Origin of the sequence: Trichocoleus sp. FACHB-40 (genome assembly GCF_014695915.1) — a bacterium.
GTDB lineage: Bacteria > Cyanobacteriota > Cyanobacteriia > Cyanobacteriales > FACHB-T130 > Funiculus > Funiculus sociatus.
Map to the genome: position 1 here is coordinate 1 of NZ_JACJPF010000041.1, position 18,955 is coordinate 18,955.

Consider the following 18,955-nt stretch of genomic DNA (forward strand, 5'->3'; position numbering starts at 1 on the left):
TGTAGAGTCGGCAGTAAAACAAATTGATAGAAGGTTGAAAATTTCAGGAGCGCAGTGGTTGATGAAAAATGTTAATCAAATGCTTAAGCTTCGGTGCGCCTACCTTAACGGATTAATATCCGTTTGATGCTCAAAAGCGCAAAACCGGGATGCTCCCGCGATCGCTTGAACCCTTGCGACAAATGAGCCAAATGACTAAAGTAATCTCGGTTGAAGATTTAGGGGAAGCAAAATTGCATCTTGTTAATGCTCCTAGCGAAGTTAAGGAATTAGCCGATACCTTTAATATGATGTTATACCGAATATCAGAATCGTGGGAGCAGCAGCGTCAATTTGTTAGCAATGTTTCTCATGAGTTGCGAACACCTTTAACTATTGTTCATGGCTATTTACAAAGTACGCTACGACGAAGTAATAACTTAACAGAAGCACAACAAGAAGCTCTTTCCATTGCAGCTTCTGAAACAGATAACACTATCCGTTTATTGCAAGATTTACTCGATTTGGCGCGGGCGGATAGCGGTTATATACATTTTCATTTAGAAAATATGGTGCTAAATGATTTGGTTGCAGAGGTGGTGGGGATGGCGCAGCAATTTAGCAGTAGAGCGATCGCTATCTCTACAACCTCATACCCTATCAAGGTAAAAGCCGATCGCAACCGTCTCAAACAAGTGCTGCTCAACCTGATTGATAATGCTTTGAAATACTCGGAAATCAATGAATCTATAAGTATAAAATTAGACAAAACAAGCGACAATGTAACTATCCAAGTTTGTGACAAAGGTTGTGGGATTCCCCTACAACAACAAACCCGCATCTTTGAGCGGTTTTATCGCGTGGATGAAGCTAGAGCGCGTTCTACTGGGGGCGCAGGGTTGGGTTTATCCATCGTTAAAACTCTCGTTGAGGGAATGGATGGAAGTGTTACAGTACTATCCAAACTAGGTGAAGGTAGTGTTTTTACAGTCACTTTACCCACACCATAATTAAAACCTTACTTCCAATTTCTCTTTCTTTTTCTTTTACCTTTGCGGTTCATTAACTATGACAGCACATATCTTGCTAGTAGAAGATGAAGTCAAACTGGCTCGATTTATAGAGTTAGAACTGGGTTATGAAGGATATCAAGTCAGCGTAGCTAACGACGGTTTATCAGGAATCACAGCAGCGCGAGAATCTAATCCCGATTTACTTATTTTAGATTGGATGCTTCCTGGTTTATCGGGATTAGAAATTTGTCGCCGCTTGCGAACAACTGGGAATAAAATCCCGATTATTTTATTAACAGCAAAAGATGAAGTAAGCGATCGCGTAGCTGGTTTAGATGCGGGAGCTGATGACTATGTAGTTAAACCCTTTAGTATCGAAGAATTGTTAGCCAGAGTCCGCGCTCACTTGCGGAGAACGCAAGAAGAAAATCCGGATATTTTGCAATTTGAAGATTTAAGTTTAAACCGTACCACGCGAGAAGTTTTCCGAGGCGATCGCGCTATTGAATTAACAGCAAAAGAATTCGATTTACTGCAACACTTACTCGCTCATCCCCGACAAGTGATTACACGCGATCGCATTCTCGAACAAGTTTGGGGCTATGACTTCATGGGCGATTCCAACATCATCGAAGTTTACATTCGCTACCTGCGCCTGAAACTCGAAGAAAACAACGAAAAGCGCCTAGTTCAAACCGTGCGCGGCGTTGGTTATGTGCTGCGAAATTAATTTTTTGAGTAGCGCAGCCTGGGACGAAGGAGCGATCGCTTCGCTACTTTTTCTCACTCAGCTCATCCTTTACTAACGCTCAACTAAACCTAAGCGAAAGAGGACTGGGTTACTGTCGTTCCCAGACTGGAGCCTGGGAACGAGAACAGGGTGACTTAAAGTGGAGAACTTTGCACCAAAGTAGTCTGTAACGCTCCCTGTTCATTTGGTTGCATCATATTCATAATAATCGCCACGGTGCGTCCATCGGGAGCTAGACGCACTTCCCTAAGCGTATATTTCATAGCATTTTCGCGGTAATTATTCAGCGTACTAAGAGTACGTTTGCGATAATTAGCAGTTACCTCAAGACGCAAAGCAGCACGATCCACTTCAGCATTACCTCCATATGCCACTGAAGGGATATACTTTTGCTGCATCAAAACCTCTAATTTCTCTTTCTTATCATTCAAAATGAAAGTATAAATTTCGCTACCATCGGCGTTAGTTTTGCGAGAAAGAAGCGGCAACTTTCTTCCAGGTGCCGGACGATTTAGCTTCAAGTTGTAGCGAATAACCGATGTTTTCTTAAGTAATTGATTTTCCGCCGATTTAGTAGTTAAACTTGGGGCTGTTTCCCTCGCTTCGTCAGTATATTCAGTTTCTAAACAGCCATTCTCAATGCAGGTGTTTCTCGGCAAATTTATAATTTGTAGTTTGGCTTTAGGAACGTCTGTCGCCACGTTTCGATAACTTTCCAGATATATATAGTAACGGCTATCCGTCGAAAAACCAGACAGCTGATGACTTGTTTTGTAGATAGCTGCTAATACTTGGGAGGAAATGAGTGCGGCGCTAGCTGCCAGAGTTAGGGAAATTACGGAAAAACGTCTCATACTAATTTTGAATGTTCACTAATTCAATTTTATATCGGGGACAGCTTAACGCATCAGAGGAGTGCTGTGGTGATGAACTAAATACCGCTTCTGTGCCATATGCTCAAAGATATTTGTTGCCATTGACTGTGCTTGGACTCGCCTACTACGCTCCACTTGTAACATATTTGCTACAAGAACGATGTAAGCGATGGCTTCGCCTCAGACGGAGTCCTACGCATTCCGAACTATTCCGAAAAAACGAATAAATTTGAAAAGCCTTCAGGATACGCCCACTAAGGGTTATGGCTTTTACATTCCAACTGAGGTGGTTAATTCTGCTACGCAAGCTGTTTATGACACTTTCCCTAGCATTATCCCTCATTTTCCTCTTGTGCGATCGCATCTGGGTGTCACTTCTCCCCAGAAGGCGATCGCATCCTTGTGAGGATATGCAATTACTAATAGACTTATCTGTAAATACGAAATGCTTACTGTCTAATGGTTTGAAGCATTATGACGCAATTAAAAACCCAAAAAATTAGTAGATGTAATAATAAGGCTTTCAAGGGATAAATTTAGCCAAATTAGCAGAAATGGGTGTAAACATCAAAATAAGATAAATTGATTATGTCAAAGCAAATTTAAAGTATTAAGAGCTAGTATAAATAACCAATAAAGCCGCAATCTAGCTAACCCAGAAAATCCCGTGATTACCTGAATAGAACGGTGAAGAGCCTTTGCGGAATTTGTCGCCAGCTACTCGAAATATTTTTACCCGACCTATCAGGTGCTAGACACCTATTCTTGGTGACGATAATTGTTTATTGTATTGTTTTTGTAATAAAGAAATTTATACCTTTTTTCTGATGAGCAGTAGCCAATGAGTTTTTCCTGAGAGAAACCTTAATTTTTACTGAAAATATTTATAAATCTCTTAAGTAAAATCTCACTCCAAAATAATCTATACCCCAATCTATTGAGCAACAATTTATTTAACCCGGAAACATCGACTCAGCCATCGTAATTTTGCCTGAAGGATTAAAAATGATGAAACTGAACCACTTCGTAATACTAGGCATGACTCTTGTTGTAGGTTCTGAAGTAGCCACAGGAGTTGTAGGAAATACACTATTAAATGCCGTTAATCCCTCAACAAACTTAAATGGAATTGCTGTAGCCCAAACTCGTCCGGCAAGTCGCCCTGGAGTCTTTGTTGCAGGGGAAAAACCTACTTCTGGAACTGCTCGAATTATCAACGTCAATGGGCAACGATATATAGAGTTTGATTCGTCTTTTAAGACTAGCGAGCAAGGGCCTGATCTTCATGTGATTTTAGACACATCCCAGAAGCCGCCGCAGTCTTATCAAAACTCAAACGGCTACGTGAACCTGGGTAAATTACATAAATTCAACGGCACTCAACGCTACCCAATTCCTGCCGCTATTAATCTGGCAAACTTCAAATCTGTTGTTATTTGGTGCCGTATGGCTAACGCCACCTTTGGCTATGCCACGCTCGGCGGTACTAGCAACGCCAGCGCTCAGTAGTATTTTATCCACTTATGTTATGCCCACCATCACCGGAGTCGGTGGGTATTGCTTCCATCAGCGAAAAAACGAAAATATTAGCACAGGCGTTACACAGCAAGGCAAAGCAGCCCTGCTGTGTATTGCTTTTTGTAAAAATTCTCTCTTAGGGTAGGGAACATTTGGTTAAGCTTAGGTTAAGGTTACATAATTAGAGATTTTCTCAATAAACCCAATTTGATAAGAAGGTAGCCATGACAAATCCTGAGCGGGCGAGCAAAAACAGCTTTCTCTACCCTCAAAGCCGCTACTACGGCTCTTTTTCCCCGGAATTTCTAGCTTTTAATGCTAATCTGCAAGAATTTGCTCAGAAAGTTTCTTACATCTCGGCGCTAGAGACTGGAGGCAAACTTTCTCCAGAGGAAGCTTATGACCAGATAAAGGGTCTCTGGAAGCAGCTGAAGCAGAGCAAGAAATCAATGGGCATTGGCTCAGATTTGTCATCAGAAACAAGATAAGGTTTCTTGCATATTGGCATCTTAAATAAAACAACCGCTCTAAGTAGTTTTGGCAAGGGAATTGCTAAGCATAGTTTTTGTCGTCTATGGCAATAAAGAATAGAAATAGCAACTGATGACAAAAGTGTTGGTAATTGAGGACGAAGAACTAATTCGCGAGAGTATTCTCAACCTTCTTGATGAAAGCGGGTTTACGGCGATTGGCGCTGAAGATGGCGAGAAGGGAGTGCAATTGGCAAAAGAGTTCGTCCCCGATTTGATTTTATGTGATTTAAGAATGCCAAAACTTGATGGTTACGAGGTTTTGAGGCTATTGCGTTCTGACCCGATTACAGGCACAATTACCTTCATTTTTCTCACTGCTGATAATCACCAAAATGTCCGTCAGCAAGGACAAATTTTGGGGGCAAACGGTTATCTAGCAAAACCGTTTACAAGTGCTGAACTTCTAGAAGCGATCGCTACCTATTTGTAAATAAAATAAAAATCAAAAGAAGGATGAAGAAGGAAACAGATTGTTGTATTCCTTCTTCATCCTTCTTTTGACTTTTGCCTTCTTACTTCTTACTCTTGAAATATAGTGCAGGGAGTGACACCGTGGAAAAAACGGAAAAACAGAAGATGCTAGCAGGGGAGTTATATCTGCCTTCTGACCCGGAACTGGCTGCTGATAGCAAGCGGGCGCGTCGTCTGTTAAGAATGTACAGTGCGACGACTGAGGAACAGCCAGAATTGCGATCGCAAATCCTTAACGACTTATTCGGTAAGGTGGGATCAAAAGTGGAAATTGTCCCTCCCTTTCACTGCGAATATGGTAGCAATATTTACGCTGGCGACGGCTTGTACATGAATTATGGATGTGTAATTTTAGACGGCAATACAGTTCATATCGGTGAAAATGTTTTATGCGCCCCTTATGTGCAAATTTACACCGCATATCACCCAACAGACCCGGAAATTCGTCAAAGTGGTTTGGAACTCGCTGCACCGATTAAAATTGGTAATAATGTTTGGATTGGAGGCGGTGCTATTATTTGTCTTGGGGTGACTATTGGCGACAATACTACTATCGGTGCTAGTAGTGTGGTTGTAAAAGATATTCCGCCGAATGTCGTTGCTGTGGGAAATCCTTGTCGGATTATTCGGCATTTAACTTGAAAAATTAGTAAAAATATAAGTGGCGAATCTTATTCGCGGCTATACATACTAAACCCGCCTGCGCGGGTTTCAAATTTAAAGTCTTAGTTTTCATTGCTAGTAAACAATATGACTGAAGAAGAAAAGAGGTTAGAAGAAGATCGCGATCGTCAGGCCTATTGGCGGCGTTGGGGGCCTTATTTAAGCGAACGTCAATGGGGAACTGTGCGCGAAGATTACAGTCCTGATGGCGCTGCTTGGCAGTATTTTCCTCACGATCATGCGCGTTCCCGTGCTTATCGGTGGGGGGAAGATGGTATTGCGGGGATTTCGGATAATCATCAGCGACTTTGTTTTGCGATCGCGCTGTGGAATGGGGAAGATCCGATTCTTAAAGAAAGGATTTTTGGGTTAACAGGAAAGGAAGGCAATCATGGGGAAGATGTCAAGGAATATTATTTTTATCTTGACAATACTCCTACCCATTCTTACATGAAATGTCTCTACAAATATCCGCATCAAGCATTTCCTTATTCCCAACTGGTTGAAGAAAATAAATGTAGAGGTTATCAAGATCGAGAATTTGAATTACTTGATACAGGGGTGTTTGCCGAAAACCGCTATTTTGATATTTTTGTCGAATATGCTAAAGCTGACTCAGAGGATATTTTAATTCAAATTAGTGTAGTTAACCGGGGAAAAGAAGCCAAGAGTCTGCATCTTTTGCCCACTCTATGGTTTCGTAACACTTAGTCTTGGAATCAGACTGATGAAAAGCCCCGGATAAAAAAGCTCAAAAACGATCAAGGTTTAAGTATTGTAGAAGCCTCTGAAGCAACGCTGGGACGTTGGCTATATTCTGAGGGAGAACCGGAACTGTTGTTTACAGAGAATGAAACTAATAAGGAGAGATTGTTTGGAGTTAATAATTCCTCGCCCTACGTGAAAGATGGGATTAACGATTATATTGTTGAAGGTAAGAAAGATGCTGTTAATCCTAATAAAATAGGGACTAAGGTAGCAGCAAACTATTTATTAAATGTTGGTGCGGGAGAAACTAAAGTTGTCAAATTGCGGTTGAGCGATCGCGCAGATTTAGCCGCACCATTTGACGGCCAGTTTGAGAGTATTTTTCAAACTCGAAAACGGGAAGCTGATGAATTTTACCAGCGTGTTGCTTCTTCCTGTTCGCTGACAGAAGATAGGCGCAATGTGCAACGCCAAGCATTCGCGGGAATGTTGTGGAACAAGCAATTTTATTACTATGTTGTCGAGGAATGGCTGAAAGGAGATCCTGGTGAATTACCGCCACCCGAACCGCGACAAGGTATCAGAAACCATGATTGGATTCATTTTTTCAGCGATGATATTATTTCCATGCCTGATAAATGGGAATATCCTTGGTTTGCGATTTGGGATTTAGCATTTCACGTCATACCCCTGGCGATAATTGACCCAGACTTTGCCAAGCGACAACTACAGCGATTGACGCGAGAATGGTATATGCACCCAAACGGTCAATTACCAGCTTATGAATGGGATTTTAGTGATGGAAATCCACCTGTTCATGCTTGGGCGGCGTTGCGGGTTTATAACATTGAGAAAAAAATGTATGGTCGCGCTGATAAAAAGTTTTTAGAGCGCGTTTTTCAAAAGTTACTACTTAATTTTACCTGGTGGGTGAACCGCAAGGATATTGAAGGAAAGAATGTTTTTCAGGGCGGATTTCTAGGGATGGACAATATTGGTGTCTTCGATAGAAATATGAAACTGCCCACGGGGGGACATTTGTCGCAGTCGGATGGTACTAGCTGGATGGGAATGTACTGTCTAAATATGTTAGCGATCGCGCTAGAATTAGCAATAGAAAATCCCTCCTATGAAGACATCGCCAGCAAGTTTTTTGAACATTTTCTCTATATTGCCGATGCGATGAACCAGATGGGCGAAAAAGAGGAATCGCTGTGGGATGAAACTGATGGTTTTTACTACGATATGCTGCATTCTCCCAATGGCAGTTATATACCCTTGAAAGTGCGTTCGATGGTGGGATTAATACCACTTTTGGCAGTTGAAGTCATAGAAGAAGAAACTTTAGAGCAGTTGCCTGGTTTTAAACAGCGAATGGAGTGGTTTATTCACAATCGCCCCAATCTGAAAAAAAATGTGGCTTGTATGGAAACGCCGGGAGTGGGTGCTAGAAGATTACTTGCGATCGCTTATAGTGATAAACTCCGCCGCATCTTAGAAAAACTGCTTGATGAAAAAGAATTTTTTAGCGACTATGGCATTCGTTCGGTTTCTAAATTTCATGCAGAACATCCTTACATTTTCAATGTAAATGGAGATTCTTACTGTGTGAATTACGAACCAGCAGAATCTAGCAGCGGCTTATTTGGGGGCAATTCCAACTGGCGCGGTCCTATTTGGTTTCCCATCAATTATCTGCTTATTGAAGCACTGCAAAAATTCCATCATTACCTTGGCGATGATTTCAAAATCGAGTGTCCGACTGGTTCGGGGCAAATGATGAACCTCTGGGAAGTTGCCACCGAATTATCCCAAAGGATGATCCAAATTTTTCTGAAAAATGAATCTGGTCAGCGCCCCGTTTATGGGGATTTGGAAATATTCCAAACCGATCCGCATTGGCGTGATTTAATTCTTTTCCATGAATATTTTCATGGCGATAACGGTGCAGGACTCGGCGCAAGTCATCAAACTGGATGGACTGGTGTAGTTGCCAAACTAATTCAGCAATGTGGCGAAAAGTAAGTTTTACGGGGCTGTTACAGTGAAATATAGTAGCGGTAGATAAATCATCAGTGACATTGAAATTCGGGTGCATCCAAATTTTTAAACTCCTTATCCCTTACTTAACCCCTTCTCCCTAACTAGAGAAGGGGTTATGCGGCTTTGTACTTCTGTGGGTGAGACATATGCAAGCTGACCAGGCAAAAGATTGAGCATGGAACAAGGTAAAAAAGAATTTAAGAAGGGTGTTCAATGGCTTGTCTGGTCAAGTGTTGGAGTTTTGGCGCTCTTGAGCGCTGGAAGATGGGTAGACTATGCAAAGCTGCTGAATCGCTCACCAGATCCGGTAGAGGTGCGCCTACTTACCGTCAAGCGAGGCAACGTTGAGAATAAAATTAATGAGAGCGGCACAGTGAAGCTAGGCGGTCAACAAACCCTGAAGTCTCCAGCAGAAAGCGCCGTGGAGCAGGTGTTAGTAGAGCTTGGCGATCGCGTGAAATCTGGTCAAAAACTGATTGTTCTGCGTAACCGAGATCAACAAACTAGCCTCGCCGCCCAGCAGCTGGAGATTCAGAAACAGGAACTCGCTCTAGAGAGAAACCGCCAGAAAGTTCTGGAAGCGACCGAAAAGCTAAATGCTGCCCAACGGGAACTCCAGAATCGTCCCAACAAGCAAGCAGAGATGCGGACACAGGAACTGATAATAGTCCGCAACCGCGAAAAAATTGCTGAAGAACAGGAAAAGCTAACAGCAGCAGCTGGGGAACTCCAGCAATTACAAGCTTTGGCTGAAAAAGGTTTTATTCCGGGAAAAGAACTTCAAGATCAAAAACAAGAAGTCCGCGCCGCTGAATCAGCCCTGCGGGATGCTCAATTAACGCTGAGTACAAGTACCTTGGAACTTCAGCGTCTGAAGCAGGAGGGTCAAACTTCCCAGCAGGAATTTTTAGACAAGGTTGCAGCTGCTCAATCAGAACTGCGTCAGGCTCAGTCAGATGTTAACACCACTACCAGCGAAATTCAGAGCCAGAAGCTGGATCTAGAACGTCTGGTGCAGCAACTGCAAAACAACATTGTGAGTGCGCCAATTGCGGGTAAAGTTCTCAACATCATGGTCAAAAATGGGAACGGGGTGAACTTGGGCGATAACTTGCTGACTCTGGGCGACCCTTCGCAAGAACTGGTGGAACTGAATCTTTCCACTCTGAATGCTGCCAAGGTGAAGGTAAACCAAGTTGCCCGGATTAGCGTGATTGGCCCCGATTCCCAGATATTTAAAGGGCGAGTGTTGAGCTTGTATCCCCAGGCGATCGCTTCTAACACTAACAGCGATGAGCAGCAAGAAAGCCAATCTGGGCAAGTCACCGTACCTGCAATAGTCAAGATGGGTCAGCCGACCCGCAAGCTGATCCCAGGCTCTCAGGTCAGTGTCGAAATCATTTTGGATCAGCGGCAAAACGTGGTGGTGTTAGATACGGAAGCCATTCAGCGTTCTAAAGGTAAACCGTTTGTCTGGGTACGCGATCGCCTTGGCAAAGCGCAAAAACGAAACGTGACTTTGGGGCTAGAGGATGTAACGAAGGTGGAAGTGACTTCTGGCTTGCGCCCAGGCGACCAAATTGTGCTTCCAAGTCCTGATTCTGAGCTAGAACCAGGAATGCCCATCACTGCCGAACAAGAATCAAAAGAGGGAGATTGAGAAATTATTTCATTAATAAATAAAGCCTGGAAATGCCTAAGCTCTTGGCTTTGCCCCATTTCTCGTCTCTGAACGACTCTGCTGGGTGTGAGAGCGATCACTGGATGCGCTCGCTAGTGTGCCTCACTATCTGAATAAAGTAAAGAGGCGATCGCCTCCCTTTTCTGGTTCCCAGTCTCTGGAACGAGGAAAAAATCCACAATTAAGAGCATCTAAAATCCACAATTGGCATGAGCCTCGCCCCCTTCGACCTACTCGCTCTCACCCTTAACTCCCTACGCAGCAACCCCTTACGTTCTGTTCTCACTAGCTTGGGCGTTTTCATGGGTGTAGCGGCGGTTAGTGCCACGCTTGAAGTTGGCAATATCAGTAGAGCTGTAATTGCCGAGCAACTGGCAGAGGGAGACGCGCCTCAAGTCAGAATCTTTGTGGAAGGAGAGCTGAAGTTGGAAGACATGGAATTTTTGCGCCAGCGTCTAGTCGGCGTGCGGGCAATCAGTGCCTCCACTTGGGTCTATCCTCCTTCATCAACCATATTTCAGGATCAAGAAGCTCAACCTTCCATGACACCTGTTTCGGAAGACTTTTTTCTAACCTCTGGGAAGAAATTGCTAGCGGGACGCTTCTTCACCCCTGCCGACTTTGAAAACTATCGCCCTGTGGTGGTGATCGATCAATTTTTAATAGACAAACTTTTTCAGGGTCAGAAGGCGGTGGGAGAGACTATTTATGTCGGCGGAAGACCTTATGTAGTTGTGGGGGTGGTACCGACTAATCCCCGCGATGAGCAACCGGAAGGGCAGCTACTGGTGCCAATGTCGTTTTACCACGCGCTCTCTGGTAGCCGCGATCTTGGCTCTCTCCAGCTGCGCCCTTATAAGCTGGAAACATTGAAAAATTTGCAAGAGCAAGCAAAGCTGCTGTTAGAGCAGCGCTTCCCGGACAAACGATTTTATGCTTATAACAATGTGGAGAAGATCCTTGAGCAACAGCAAACTCTGGAACTTGCTTCACGCGGACTGACAGCAGTTGGGATAATTTCGCTGCTAATTGGTGGCGTTGGGATTGCTAATATTACGATCGCTGCTGTAATGGAGCGTACCCCAGAAATTGGTTTAAGGCGGGCAATCGGCGCAACTAGACGAGATATCATGCTGCAATTCATTTTAGAAGCAGCAATCTTGAGTTTATTCGGGGGAACTGCTGCCATTGTCTCGGTGCATGGGTTGACAACTGTTGTCGCTGAGACTTTTAAGTTGCCTTACCAATTTGAGAAACGCATAGCAATTTTATCTTTAGGATCTGCTCTGCTGGTGGGAGTGGGTGCTGGGTTTGGGCCTGCTTTAAGAGCAAGCCAACTTGATCCAGTTAAAGCGTTGCGTAACTCGTAGGGCGAACCGCACGTTATCCCCTAGATCCTGTTAGTAGATTTATTTGGGCTACAAGCTAGATAAAAGGATTTTGAATTAAACATCCAATTGTTCCATCTAAAATCTAAAATCAACTGGCTAAAAGCTATCAGTTATTATGTACAAGCGCGATCGCCAAATTTCTCAACATCCAGATTATCTCGACAATTTTTTGCCCCCAGTTAGTTCCTGGCTCGGCAGTACTTGTCTGCTTCTGGTGACAATTTTTGGCACGGCTATGACGCTGGCTGCGGCTTTTAAGCCGGATCAGACAACAGTACAACCTACTGCTAAGGTTAAGGGTGCGTCTAGTGTGGCTATCGCCTCTAGGCGCGAGCCCCTAAGGATTGGGGCTAAAGCTCACAATAGCGTCACCCAATCACCACAGCAAAGAGGAAAGCCAGATGCGATCGCTTTGCGTATGTCCCAAAGGCTGTTCCCTACTCCCCCTCATCCTCAACTCCTAACCAAAAATAGCCTAACGCCTCTTGATATCCAGTTACAGCATCCCTCTAGCCCACTTCCCGCTCTTTCGAGGCAATTTGTTGACTTCCCATCGGCAACCGATATTAACGTCCAATCCTCAGATTTACTCGCATCTAAAACAACAAAACTAGCAAATTTATTCGCTCAAACCACACAAAGACCGAGCCAGCCGGAACCAATAACACCTCAGCCAGGAATTCAATTAACCCTTGCTGATGTTGTCGTTTTAGCCGTGCAGAACAACACAGATATCAAAAACGCCTATCTTGAAAGAATAGCCCAAAGACAAAACTTGGCAATAGCTGAAGATAAATTTATCCCTAACCTTACACCTAATGTATCTTTTAACATTGAGCGTTTCGGTTCTGGCGCAACTACATCAACCAGTGCTGATCTCGGTCTTGGGGCAAGTGTTTCTGTAAATATTCCTACCGGAGCTAGGCTGAGTTTTGGCTGGGACACTCAGACTCAGACCTCAAATAGAAATAATTTTATTGATAATATAAATAACGACATCCTTGGACAAAATCTCCAACTCCGTTTTACCCAACCCCTATTACGAGGCGCTGGAACTGCTGTTAATAGAGCGTCAATTGACATTGCTCGGCTCGATGAAAGAGCCAATATTCAAGCTTTAAAATCTACCCTAATCAATACAATTACCTCAGCAATTCTAGGATATCGGGATTTGCTCCAGGCGCAAGAACAACTTGAAATCGAGCGGCTTTCCTTGGAAAGCGCCCGCCAAATATTGCAGATTAACCAAGCCTTAATTGATGCTGGTAGAATAGCGCCAGTTGAAATTGTTCAAAGTCAGACAGAAGTTGCTAATCGAGAACTTAGCTTATTAGCTGCTCAAAATACTCTTGCCTCTGCCAAGTTAGCTTTACTTGATATCTTAGACATCGGACAAAATTTGGATATTGTGGCAGTAGAAAGAATTGTATTATCATCAATATCTCCAGAGTTAAATAAACTAAAAGCAGTAGCTTTTCAAAATAGACCGGATTATTTGCAAGCACAGCTCCGCTTAGAAATAGCTAAATTAGACCAGTTGGTAGCAGATAATAACAGGCGCTTGAACTTAGATTTTGATGCAAGATACGACAATTCTGTAAGTAGCAGCTCACAATTGGCTGCTGGCTTAGTCTTTTCTCATACTTTTGGCGATCGCACAGCAGAACGAGATTTTCAACGAAGTCGGGTAAACTTCCTCCAAGCCAAGAATTCCTTAGAAAATCTGCGTCAAAGTATAGAAATTCAAGTAACAGACAGGGTTAGAGATGTCAACCTCAGACTTTCGGAGGTGAGGCTTGCCCAACAAGCAAGAGAGTTGTCAGAAAGACAATTACAGATAGAACAAGAAAGGCTGAAATTGGGAAGAGGGGAAATTTTCCAAGTGGTGACTTTTCAAAGTAACTTAGTAGAAGCAAAAAACAGAGAGCTTACTGCAATTATTGCCTATCTCAATGCTTTGACCGGTCTGGATCAAACTGTTGGTACGACTTTAGATACATGGAATGTGACGATAGAAAGAAATAGATAATTAACCAGAAGCAAATAGGTTGGGGTGAGCGTTACCCAACGTTAATATTAGGTTTGTTGAGTTTCACTATATCTGCATTCCCAGCCCCCAGCCCCTAATCCCCAGCCCCCAACCCCTCTGGAACCACATCGTGAAAACGGGTATAGTCAATCAAGCGTCGCCCATCCTGTCTCCTATCCGAAGTAAAGATATCCACAAAACGCATATTCCACAAAATTTCTTTATCCGAAAAAGAGTGACGGGCATGGATATTTTGCGAAACTGTTTCGTCTAGCCCGATTAGTGTAATCACAATGTCAGTTTCCGTCTGGGCGAGAGTTGCCAGCGTAGCCCCATAGAGGGGACTTGTCTCATCAATCGGGTGCATCACCGTCCACGACAGGGCGAAGATAGGCGTGTGGCTGCGAACCAGTTTCAGGTCGTAGAATCGGCGCATAAATTCACCCTCGCGGTTGATTTCGTTCCGCACCATAGTCACGTTTATCTGGGCTTCTACAATAAAGTTACGACGCTGGTTGGCAGCCCGAAACATCAAAGTTGGTACGCCATCATAGCGACTAATAACTGCTACGCGACTGACAAGGACTCTAGCTGTCGGACGGGAAAAACGGGCGAACATCAGACCGCTACCCATAGCAATGCCCAAAAGTCCGACCAGTGATTCAATTGTGACTAAGAAATTTGCGTATAGCGTGCGCGGATACATTGCACCGTACCCGATGGAAGCCATTGTTTGAACGCTGAAGAAGAAGGCATCTTTAAAGGAACCAGGCTGTGCATTTTCTATGCCGTCGCCTCCTGCGAGATATGCGATCGCAAACAGGGAGTTGGCGATCGCATACCCCAAAGCCAACAGTACGAAAAACCAAGGCCAGGAGATTGTGAGTATTAAATAATACAGGTCGCCCCAGTAAAATCGCGAGTTACCCCGCCCCACGACGTTAAACTGTCCATTTGTACTTAAAAAGCGCTTAGACGAAGATGGACGTTGCCTTTTTGCCATACATTATTGCAGAAGAAAGCTGATTATAAAGTACGCCAAACTACAGTTTTACTTCCACTTTTTGATCGAGAGGACAAGCACAACTTTCTCTTTCTAACCATCGAGATCCTACCTGATTTAGAGCCGTCATCACGGGTTGAATTTCGCGCCCTTTCTCGGTTAGAGAATATTCTACATGGGGAGGAACTTCTGCGTAAACTCGGCGTTGGACTAAGCCAAACTCTTCTAGTTCTCTTAGCCGCATCATCAGCGTTTTGGTGCTAATTCCAGAAAAAGCCTCTAGCAACTCGTGGGTACGGCGATCGCCTATAAACAACTCTCGTAGAATCACAATAGCCCATTTACTGCGGAGCAAGTCAAGAGTGAACTGAATCGGACATTTACTATCTTTGCACTGGCTGATGTCCAACATCGGACGCTCCTGATACAGCTGTGTACTTTGTTTTCGACAATTCAAATAAGAGAGGGATGTTAGAGTTAGCTGTCGTACACTATTCTTAATTTTTCTTAATAAAGAGCTGGATGCCTTGATTCAGGTCAATTTTTTACTTTTGGTAAGTATAACGTACTTCCAGTAACTGAGTGTTTATTCAAAGGAGGAGAAGTAAGATAGAGTTAAGAGTTTAGAGTCGGAAATTAAGAACTCTAAATACTCCATTTTTAACTTTTTTCAATTACCAAAGAGTTATATATGTTTTCCAAAATTCTAGTTGCAATGGATAATTCTGCCAGCAGCCAAACTGTCTTTGAGTCAGGTTTGGTTTTAGCGAAAGCTACCGAGGCTGAACTCATGCTGCTGCACGTTCTTTCCCTAGAAGAAGAGGGTACGCCAGTAAGCCCATTACTCTCCAGCTTAGACTACTACATACCTGTAAACGACGACACCATCCAGATTTACAGAAAGCAGTGGGAAACCTTTGAAAATCGAGGTTTAGATTTATTGCGATCGCGCACAGATGAGGCGACTTCAGCGGGGGTAAAAACTGAATTCACCCAAACCCCAGGTAGTCCTGGTCGCACTATTTGTGAACTGGCACAGAATTGGGGCGCAGACCTCATTGTGATGGGACGGCGGGGACGCTCTGGCTTAAGTGAATTAATCCTGGGTAGCGTCAGTAACTACGTTACTCATCACGCTCACTGCTCAGTCCTGACTGTGCAAGGAAAAGCTAATTTTTGCACAGAAGTTGCTCAAAAAAATCAAGAATTGTCAGTTTCGTGAAAGTAGATAACTCTAGTTGCTTTTTCAGGCACACAGCTATAAATTAACGCCAAGAACCGCAAAGGTAAGCGCTCTCGGAGCGCGAAGAAAATATAATCTTAACTCTGCGTTTCTTGGCGCTTACCTTGGCGTTAAAAAATTACCTCTTTTGAATAACCTTAGCCAAACCAGTGAGAAGGTAAATATCCTGAATCAACTTCTTCAGGAGTCTGGTGACTAACCGTATCTGAATTTTGTTCAAGGATATGGTGAATACCTTAGTGAATCAAACATTCTATTTATGAGTGTTGCTCCAAGCAACAGGTGACATTTTGGTTTATTATTGATTCACCCTCCTCAATGACTGCGTAGTTATTAGAGGTTCGGCTGAGAACATAGACAATTAATTTTTGACGCAATTCAGAAATAGAGAAAGCTTTTTGATAGGGATGATCGGTATAAATCCCTAAAACTTTTTCAATTTCTTGAACTACCACTGGTAAGGTTAGATTGGCAATGGTTTTACTCATTATCTAAACTCCTACAAATGAATAAACGGGTTTTGTTCTCAAATAAATTAAAACGGGTATTTTCCAGAACAACCATGCAAGAGGTGTTCTGGCTAGATTACCTAGCAGAAGCTTAAGTGCGATCGCTTACCCTAGACAAACCGTGATTGCCTTTATTAATGTTGCGTCTAATGGATAGGCATCGACTCCCTTACCCTCCAGTTTTGACACAATCATCAAAAAGATCCCTAAAATTCACAAAATTTAAGTAAACTATTACAAAGCATCAACTTCTTCTAGCTAAAAATTGCAAAGAAGCGAAGTTTTTTAGCTTATTTTAGTGCTAATTCAAGCTAACACCTTGCAGAGTAGCGATATGCACACCTGTATTAGATATTCACAGGTTCCTGGTCGAATCTCCTCATTAACTCAACAAGAGCTTTTCTATCTGGCGGCTGTCCATCTTTGAGAAGTTCCGCCAAACCCTCGAAGTATTTCTCGCGAGATCCCGCCGGACAAAACATAATCAGCAGCTTCGCAGCTTGCGTTCCCCGGTTCGCAAAGGCGTGAGGCGTACCGCGAGGGACAAGCACGAAAGCCCCCGCCTGACCTTGCACTGTCTGCTCCCCAACCAGAATTTCTACTTCGCCTTCTAAAACATAAAACATCTCCTCCATGTGGCGAGCCCGGCTTGGTCGTACAACACTTGATACTGTCCGGTAACTTTGACTTGGGCGGTGAAATCTCCCGTGACTTGTTCGTAATAAAAGTTTCCATTGTCGCGGATAAAGCCGTAATGAGTCTTGCGCCAGAAATCTGTTTCGGCTCCTGAAGTAACGGCGACAATACCTTCTTGTTCATTCCATGATGGCGGTTCGTTGTACCATTTCATAGTTTCAATCTTTGTTTTGTTTCATTTTGCCAGATGCTGAATATAGAGAGTAGGCGGGTAAAATTGGCTAGTCTTGGGAGTAGGCAATTTTAAAAAGGAATCTACGAGTATTAGTTATGAAATTTGTGTCAGATCCGCCCATCGCCGTCAAAATCCGCAAGATGAAGGAAAGGGTGCGGTGGCGAGATTCAAGTATTCTTGAGCGGGGAATCGATCAAACCCGGATGGTTTTAGACGATGGTGCGGACTCTCCAGAGTTCTCATTTTTGGTCGTGGGCGATAGCGGTTCTGGATCTCATCGGGGTCATAACCCCCAACGACAGATCGCAGAATTGATGGCGGAACATTCCCCTGAGAGCCGTTTCGTATTGCATACGGGCGACGTAATTTATCTGGTTGGCTCAAGCGAATTTTACCCGAAAAACTTTATTGAGCCTTACCGAGATTTTCTGGTGGGCGGGGAGAAGCCAGAAAAGATTGCTTATGACCAGATGGTTTTTAATATGCCATTTTTGCCCGTGCCTGGGAACCACGATTACTACGATCTGCCTCTTGTCTATGGATTGATTGCACAGACGACACTACCCCTGCGCCACCTGCTGAAGTCAAAATTGGATTTGGACGTTAGGTGGCACGGTTCGCATCAAGGTAATGCCTATGCACAGGCGTTCCTTGACTACTTAAAGGCGTTCAATAATCCGCAAGAGTTGCGTCGTCATTTGGATCGCCATTACACTGCCCAAACTGACACGGGGCGCTGTCTGCGTTATCAACCGGGAAGTTTTACCCGCTTACCTAATCGTTATTACACGTTCCGTAGTGGCGGAATTGATTTCTTCGCCCTTGACTCGAATACTTTTAACGATCCTGCGCCGCTTCCAGCGACAAAAGAGGGGAACGAGTATCGCCGCCAGTTGGAAAAGCGGCGGGATGAGTTGGAACAAGAAAAACAGCAAATCCTCGATACCGTAGCTAATCTAAACCCTGAGCAACCGGACGATGCCGAACAGCTTGATGACTTGCACGCCAAGTTGGAGCAGGTTGACGAGGTAAAAATTGACATTGACAAACAATTAGCATCCAACCAAACAACGGTTACTGACTCCGAACAATTGGATTGGCTTAAGCAAAGATTGATTGAATCTTGGAATACAGGCGAGGTGCGCGGACGTGTGATTTATTTCCACCATCCCCCCTATGTTACGGAGGCGACGAAGTGGTATCAAGCGCAAACTTTGGCGATTCGCCATCGAATCCGCTTGGTACTTGATGGGGTGTTTGATGCAGTGGGAAAGCAGGCAGAGGGTCGTCCGATTGTGGATCTGGTTTTGAATGGTCATGCTCACTGTTTGGAATATCTTCGCACGGGCGAGACGGGACACGCTGACTCTAACAGCAATTGGATTGTCTGTGGTGGTAGCGGTTACAGTCTCCGCCGCCAGAGGGTTGAGGGGCCGGAATTGATGGAGACTTTTGGAGAGACTCGCCAAGTTGCGCGATCGCATCTTTTTGTCGGTCGCAATGGTCAAGGTTCGCAAAAGCGACGACCATACTCATTTTTGCGGATTGATGTCCTAGACTGTTGCCCACCTAAGTTTGTCGTCCGGCCGTTTATCGCTGAGCGATTTAAGCGACAGTGGAACAATAGCGGCTTGGAACCTTTTGCGATTTGAAGTTTTGAAGCCAGTAGCACGG

At 43.9% G+C, this 18,955-nt stretch carries 17 protein-coding genes and 4 pseudogenes; 15 read left to right on the forward strand and 6 right to left on the reverse strand.

The window, feature by feature from the left end:
• The 3 genes and pseudogenes from H6F63_RS06615 to H6F63_RS06625 all read left to right on the forward strand — a co-directional run.
• Window positions 1–127, forward strand: a pseudogene (locus tag H6F63_RS06615) (ISKra4 family transposase); the annotation flags it as partial.
• A gap of 25 nt (window positions 128–152) precedes the next feature.
• A pseudogene (locus H6F63_RS06620) lies at window positions 153–989 on the forward strand (HAMP domain-containing sensor histidine kinase); the annotation flags it as partial.
• Window positions 990–1,047: 58 nt separating this feature from the next.
• Window positions 1,048–1,722: a response regulator transcription factor gene (locus H6F63_RS06625; protein WP_190635926.1), complete on the forward strand. Its 675-nt coding sequence runs from the start codon at window positions 1,048–1,050 to the stop codon at window positions 1,720–1,722.
• 155 nt (window positions 1,723–1,877) lie between these two features.
• Here the strand turns inward: H6F63_RS06625 and H6F63_RS06630 are convergent, their stop codons facing one another.
• Window positions 1,878–2,597 carry a DUF2259 domain-containing protein gene (locus H6F63_RS06630; RefSeq protein WP_190635928.1) on the reverse strand — a complete coding sequence of 240 codons (720 nt, stop codon included), beginning with the start codon at window positions 2,595–2,597 and terminating at the stop codon, window positions 1,878–1,880.
• A 190-nt stretch (window positions 2,598–2,787) separates the two neighbouring features.
• Here H6F63_RS06630 and H6F63_RS06635 point away from each other — a divergent pair, with 190 nt between their 5' ends.
• The 10 genes and pseudogenes from H6F63_RS06635 (at window position 2,788) to H6F63_RS06675 (ending at window position 13,655) form a co-directional block, all read left to right on the forward strand.
• Complete coding sequence (locus H6F63_RS06635) at window positions 2,788–3,024, forward strand: hypothetical protein (RefSeq protein ID WP_190635930.1); 237 nt, start codon at window positions 2,788–2,790, stop codon at window positions 3,022–3,024.
• A gap of 632 nt (window positions 3,025–3,656) precedes the next feature.
• Window positions 3,657–4,127 carry a DM13 domain-containing protein gene (locus H6F63_RS06640; protein WP_199297796.1) on the forward strand — a complete coding sequence of 157 codons (471 nt, stop codon included), beginning with the start codon at window positions 3,657–3,659 and terminating at the stop codon, window positions 4,125–4,127.
• 19 nt (window positions 4,128–4,146) lie between these two features.
• Window positions 4,147–4,281 (forward strand): hypothetical protein, encoded by a 135-nt coding sequence (locus tag H6F63_RS30405; RefSeq protein ID WP_277876357.1) that lies wholly within the window; start codon window positions 4,147–4,149, stop codon window positions 4,279–4,281.
• A gap of 79 nt (window positions 4,282–4,360) precedes the next feature.
• Window positions 4,361–4,624, forward strand: a complete 264-nt coding sequence (locus tag H6F63_RS06645) for a hypothetical protein (RefSeq protein ID WP_190441591.1) — start codon at window positions 4,361–4,363, stop codon at window positions 4,622–4,624.
• A 115-nt stretch (window positions 4,625–4,739) separates the two neighbouring features.
• Complete coding sequence (locus H6F63_RS06650) at window positions 4,740–5,099, forward strand: response regulator (RefSeq protein WP_190635933.1); 360 nt, start codon at window positions 4,740–4,742, stop codon at window positions 5,097–5,099.
• Window positions 5,100–5,221: 122 nt separating this feature from the next.
• The gene (locus tag H6F63_RS06655) at window positions 5,222–5,782 is read left to right on the forward strand and encodes a sugar O-acetyltransferase (RefSeq protein WP_190635935.1); all 561 of its coding nucleotides are present in this window, start codon (window positions 5,222–5,224) and stop codon (window positions 5,780–5,782) included.
• Between the two features lie 108 nt (window positions 5,783–5,890).
• Window positions 5,891–8,536: pseudogene (locus H6F63_RS06660) on the forward strand (glucosidase).
• Between the two features lie 193 nt (window positions 8,537–8,729).
• Complete coding sequence (locus H6F63_RS06665) at window positions 8,730–10,214, forward strand: efflux RND transporter periplasmic adaptor subunit (RefSeq protein ID WP_190635936.1); 1,485 nt, start codon at window positions 8,730–8,732, stop codon at window positions 10,212–10,214.
• A gap of 230 nt (window positions 10,215–10,444) precedes the next feature.
• A complete protein-coding gene (locus tag H6F63_RS06670) occupies window positions 10,445–11,605 on the forward strand; it encodes an ABC transporter permease (protein ID WP_190635938.1) in 1,161 nt (386 codons plus the stop codon).
• Between the two features lie 136 nt (window positions 11,606–11,741).
• Window positions 11,742–13,655, forward strand: coding sequence for a TolC family protein (locus H6F63_RS06675; protein WP_190635940.1), 1,914 nt, complete (start codon window positions 11,742–11,744; stop codon window positions 13,653–13,655).
• Window positions 13,656–13,749: 94 nt separating this feature from the next.
• On the opposite strand, the gene H6F63_RS06680 is transcribed toward H6F63_RS06675, so the two are convergent.
• Window positions 13,750–14,658: an ion channel gene (locus H6F63_RS06680; protein WP_190635942.1), complete on the reverse strand. Its 909-nt coding sequence runs from the start codon at window positions 14,656–14,658 to the stop codon at window positions 13,750–13,752.
• 40 nt (window positions 14,659–14,698) lie between these two features.
• Window positions 14,699–15,070 carry a helix-turn-helix domain-containing protein gene (locus H6F63_RS06685; RefSeq protein WP_190635944.1) on the reverse strand — a complete coding sequence of 124 codons (372 nt, stop codon included), beginning with the start codon at window positions 15,068–15,070 and terminating at the stop codon, window positions 14,699–14,701.
• Window positions 15,071–15,349: 279 nt separating this feature from the next.
• Between H6F63_RS06685 and H6F63_RS06690 the strand changes: the two genes are divergently transcribed.
• Entirely contained in the window at window positions 15,350–15,880 is a 531-nt protein-coding gene (locus H6F63_RS06690) for a universal stress protein (protein ID WP_190635946.1), read from the forward strand.
• A gap of 278 nt (window positions 15,881–16,158) precedes the next feature.
• Here H6F63_RS06690 and H6F63_RS06695 read toward each other — a convergent pair whose 3' ends face one another.
• The 3 genes and pseudogenes from H6F63_RS06695 to H6F63_RS29910 form a co-directional block, all read right to left on the reverse strand.
• A complete protein-coding gene (locus tag H6F63_RS06695; RefSeq protein WP_199297805.1) occupies window positions 16,159–16,389 on the reverse strand; it encodes a hypothetical protein in 231 nt (76 codons plus the stop codon).
• 368 nt (window positions 16,390–16,757) lie between these two features.
• A complete protein-coding gene (locus H6F63_RS06700; RefSeq protein ID WP_242019566.1) occupies window positions 16,758–17,036 on the reverse strand; it encodes a cupin domain-containing protein in 279 nt (92 codons plus the stop codon).
• A 14-nt stretch (window positions 17,037–17,050) separates the two neighbouring features.
• Window positions 17,051–17,260: pseudogene (locus H6F63_RS29910) on the reverse strand (DUF1349 domain-containing protein); the annotation flags it as partial.
• Window positions 17,261–17,376: 116 nt separating this feature from the next.
• Here H6F63_RS29910 and H6F63_RS06705 point away from each other — a divergent pair.
• Window positions 17,377–18,933, forward strand: a complete 1,557-nt coding sequence (locus H6F63_RS06705) for a metallophosphoesterase (protein WP_190635948.1) — start codon at window positions 17,377–17,379, stop codon at window positions 18,931–18,933.
• Window positions 18,934–18,955: the final 22 nt, after the last annotated feature.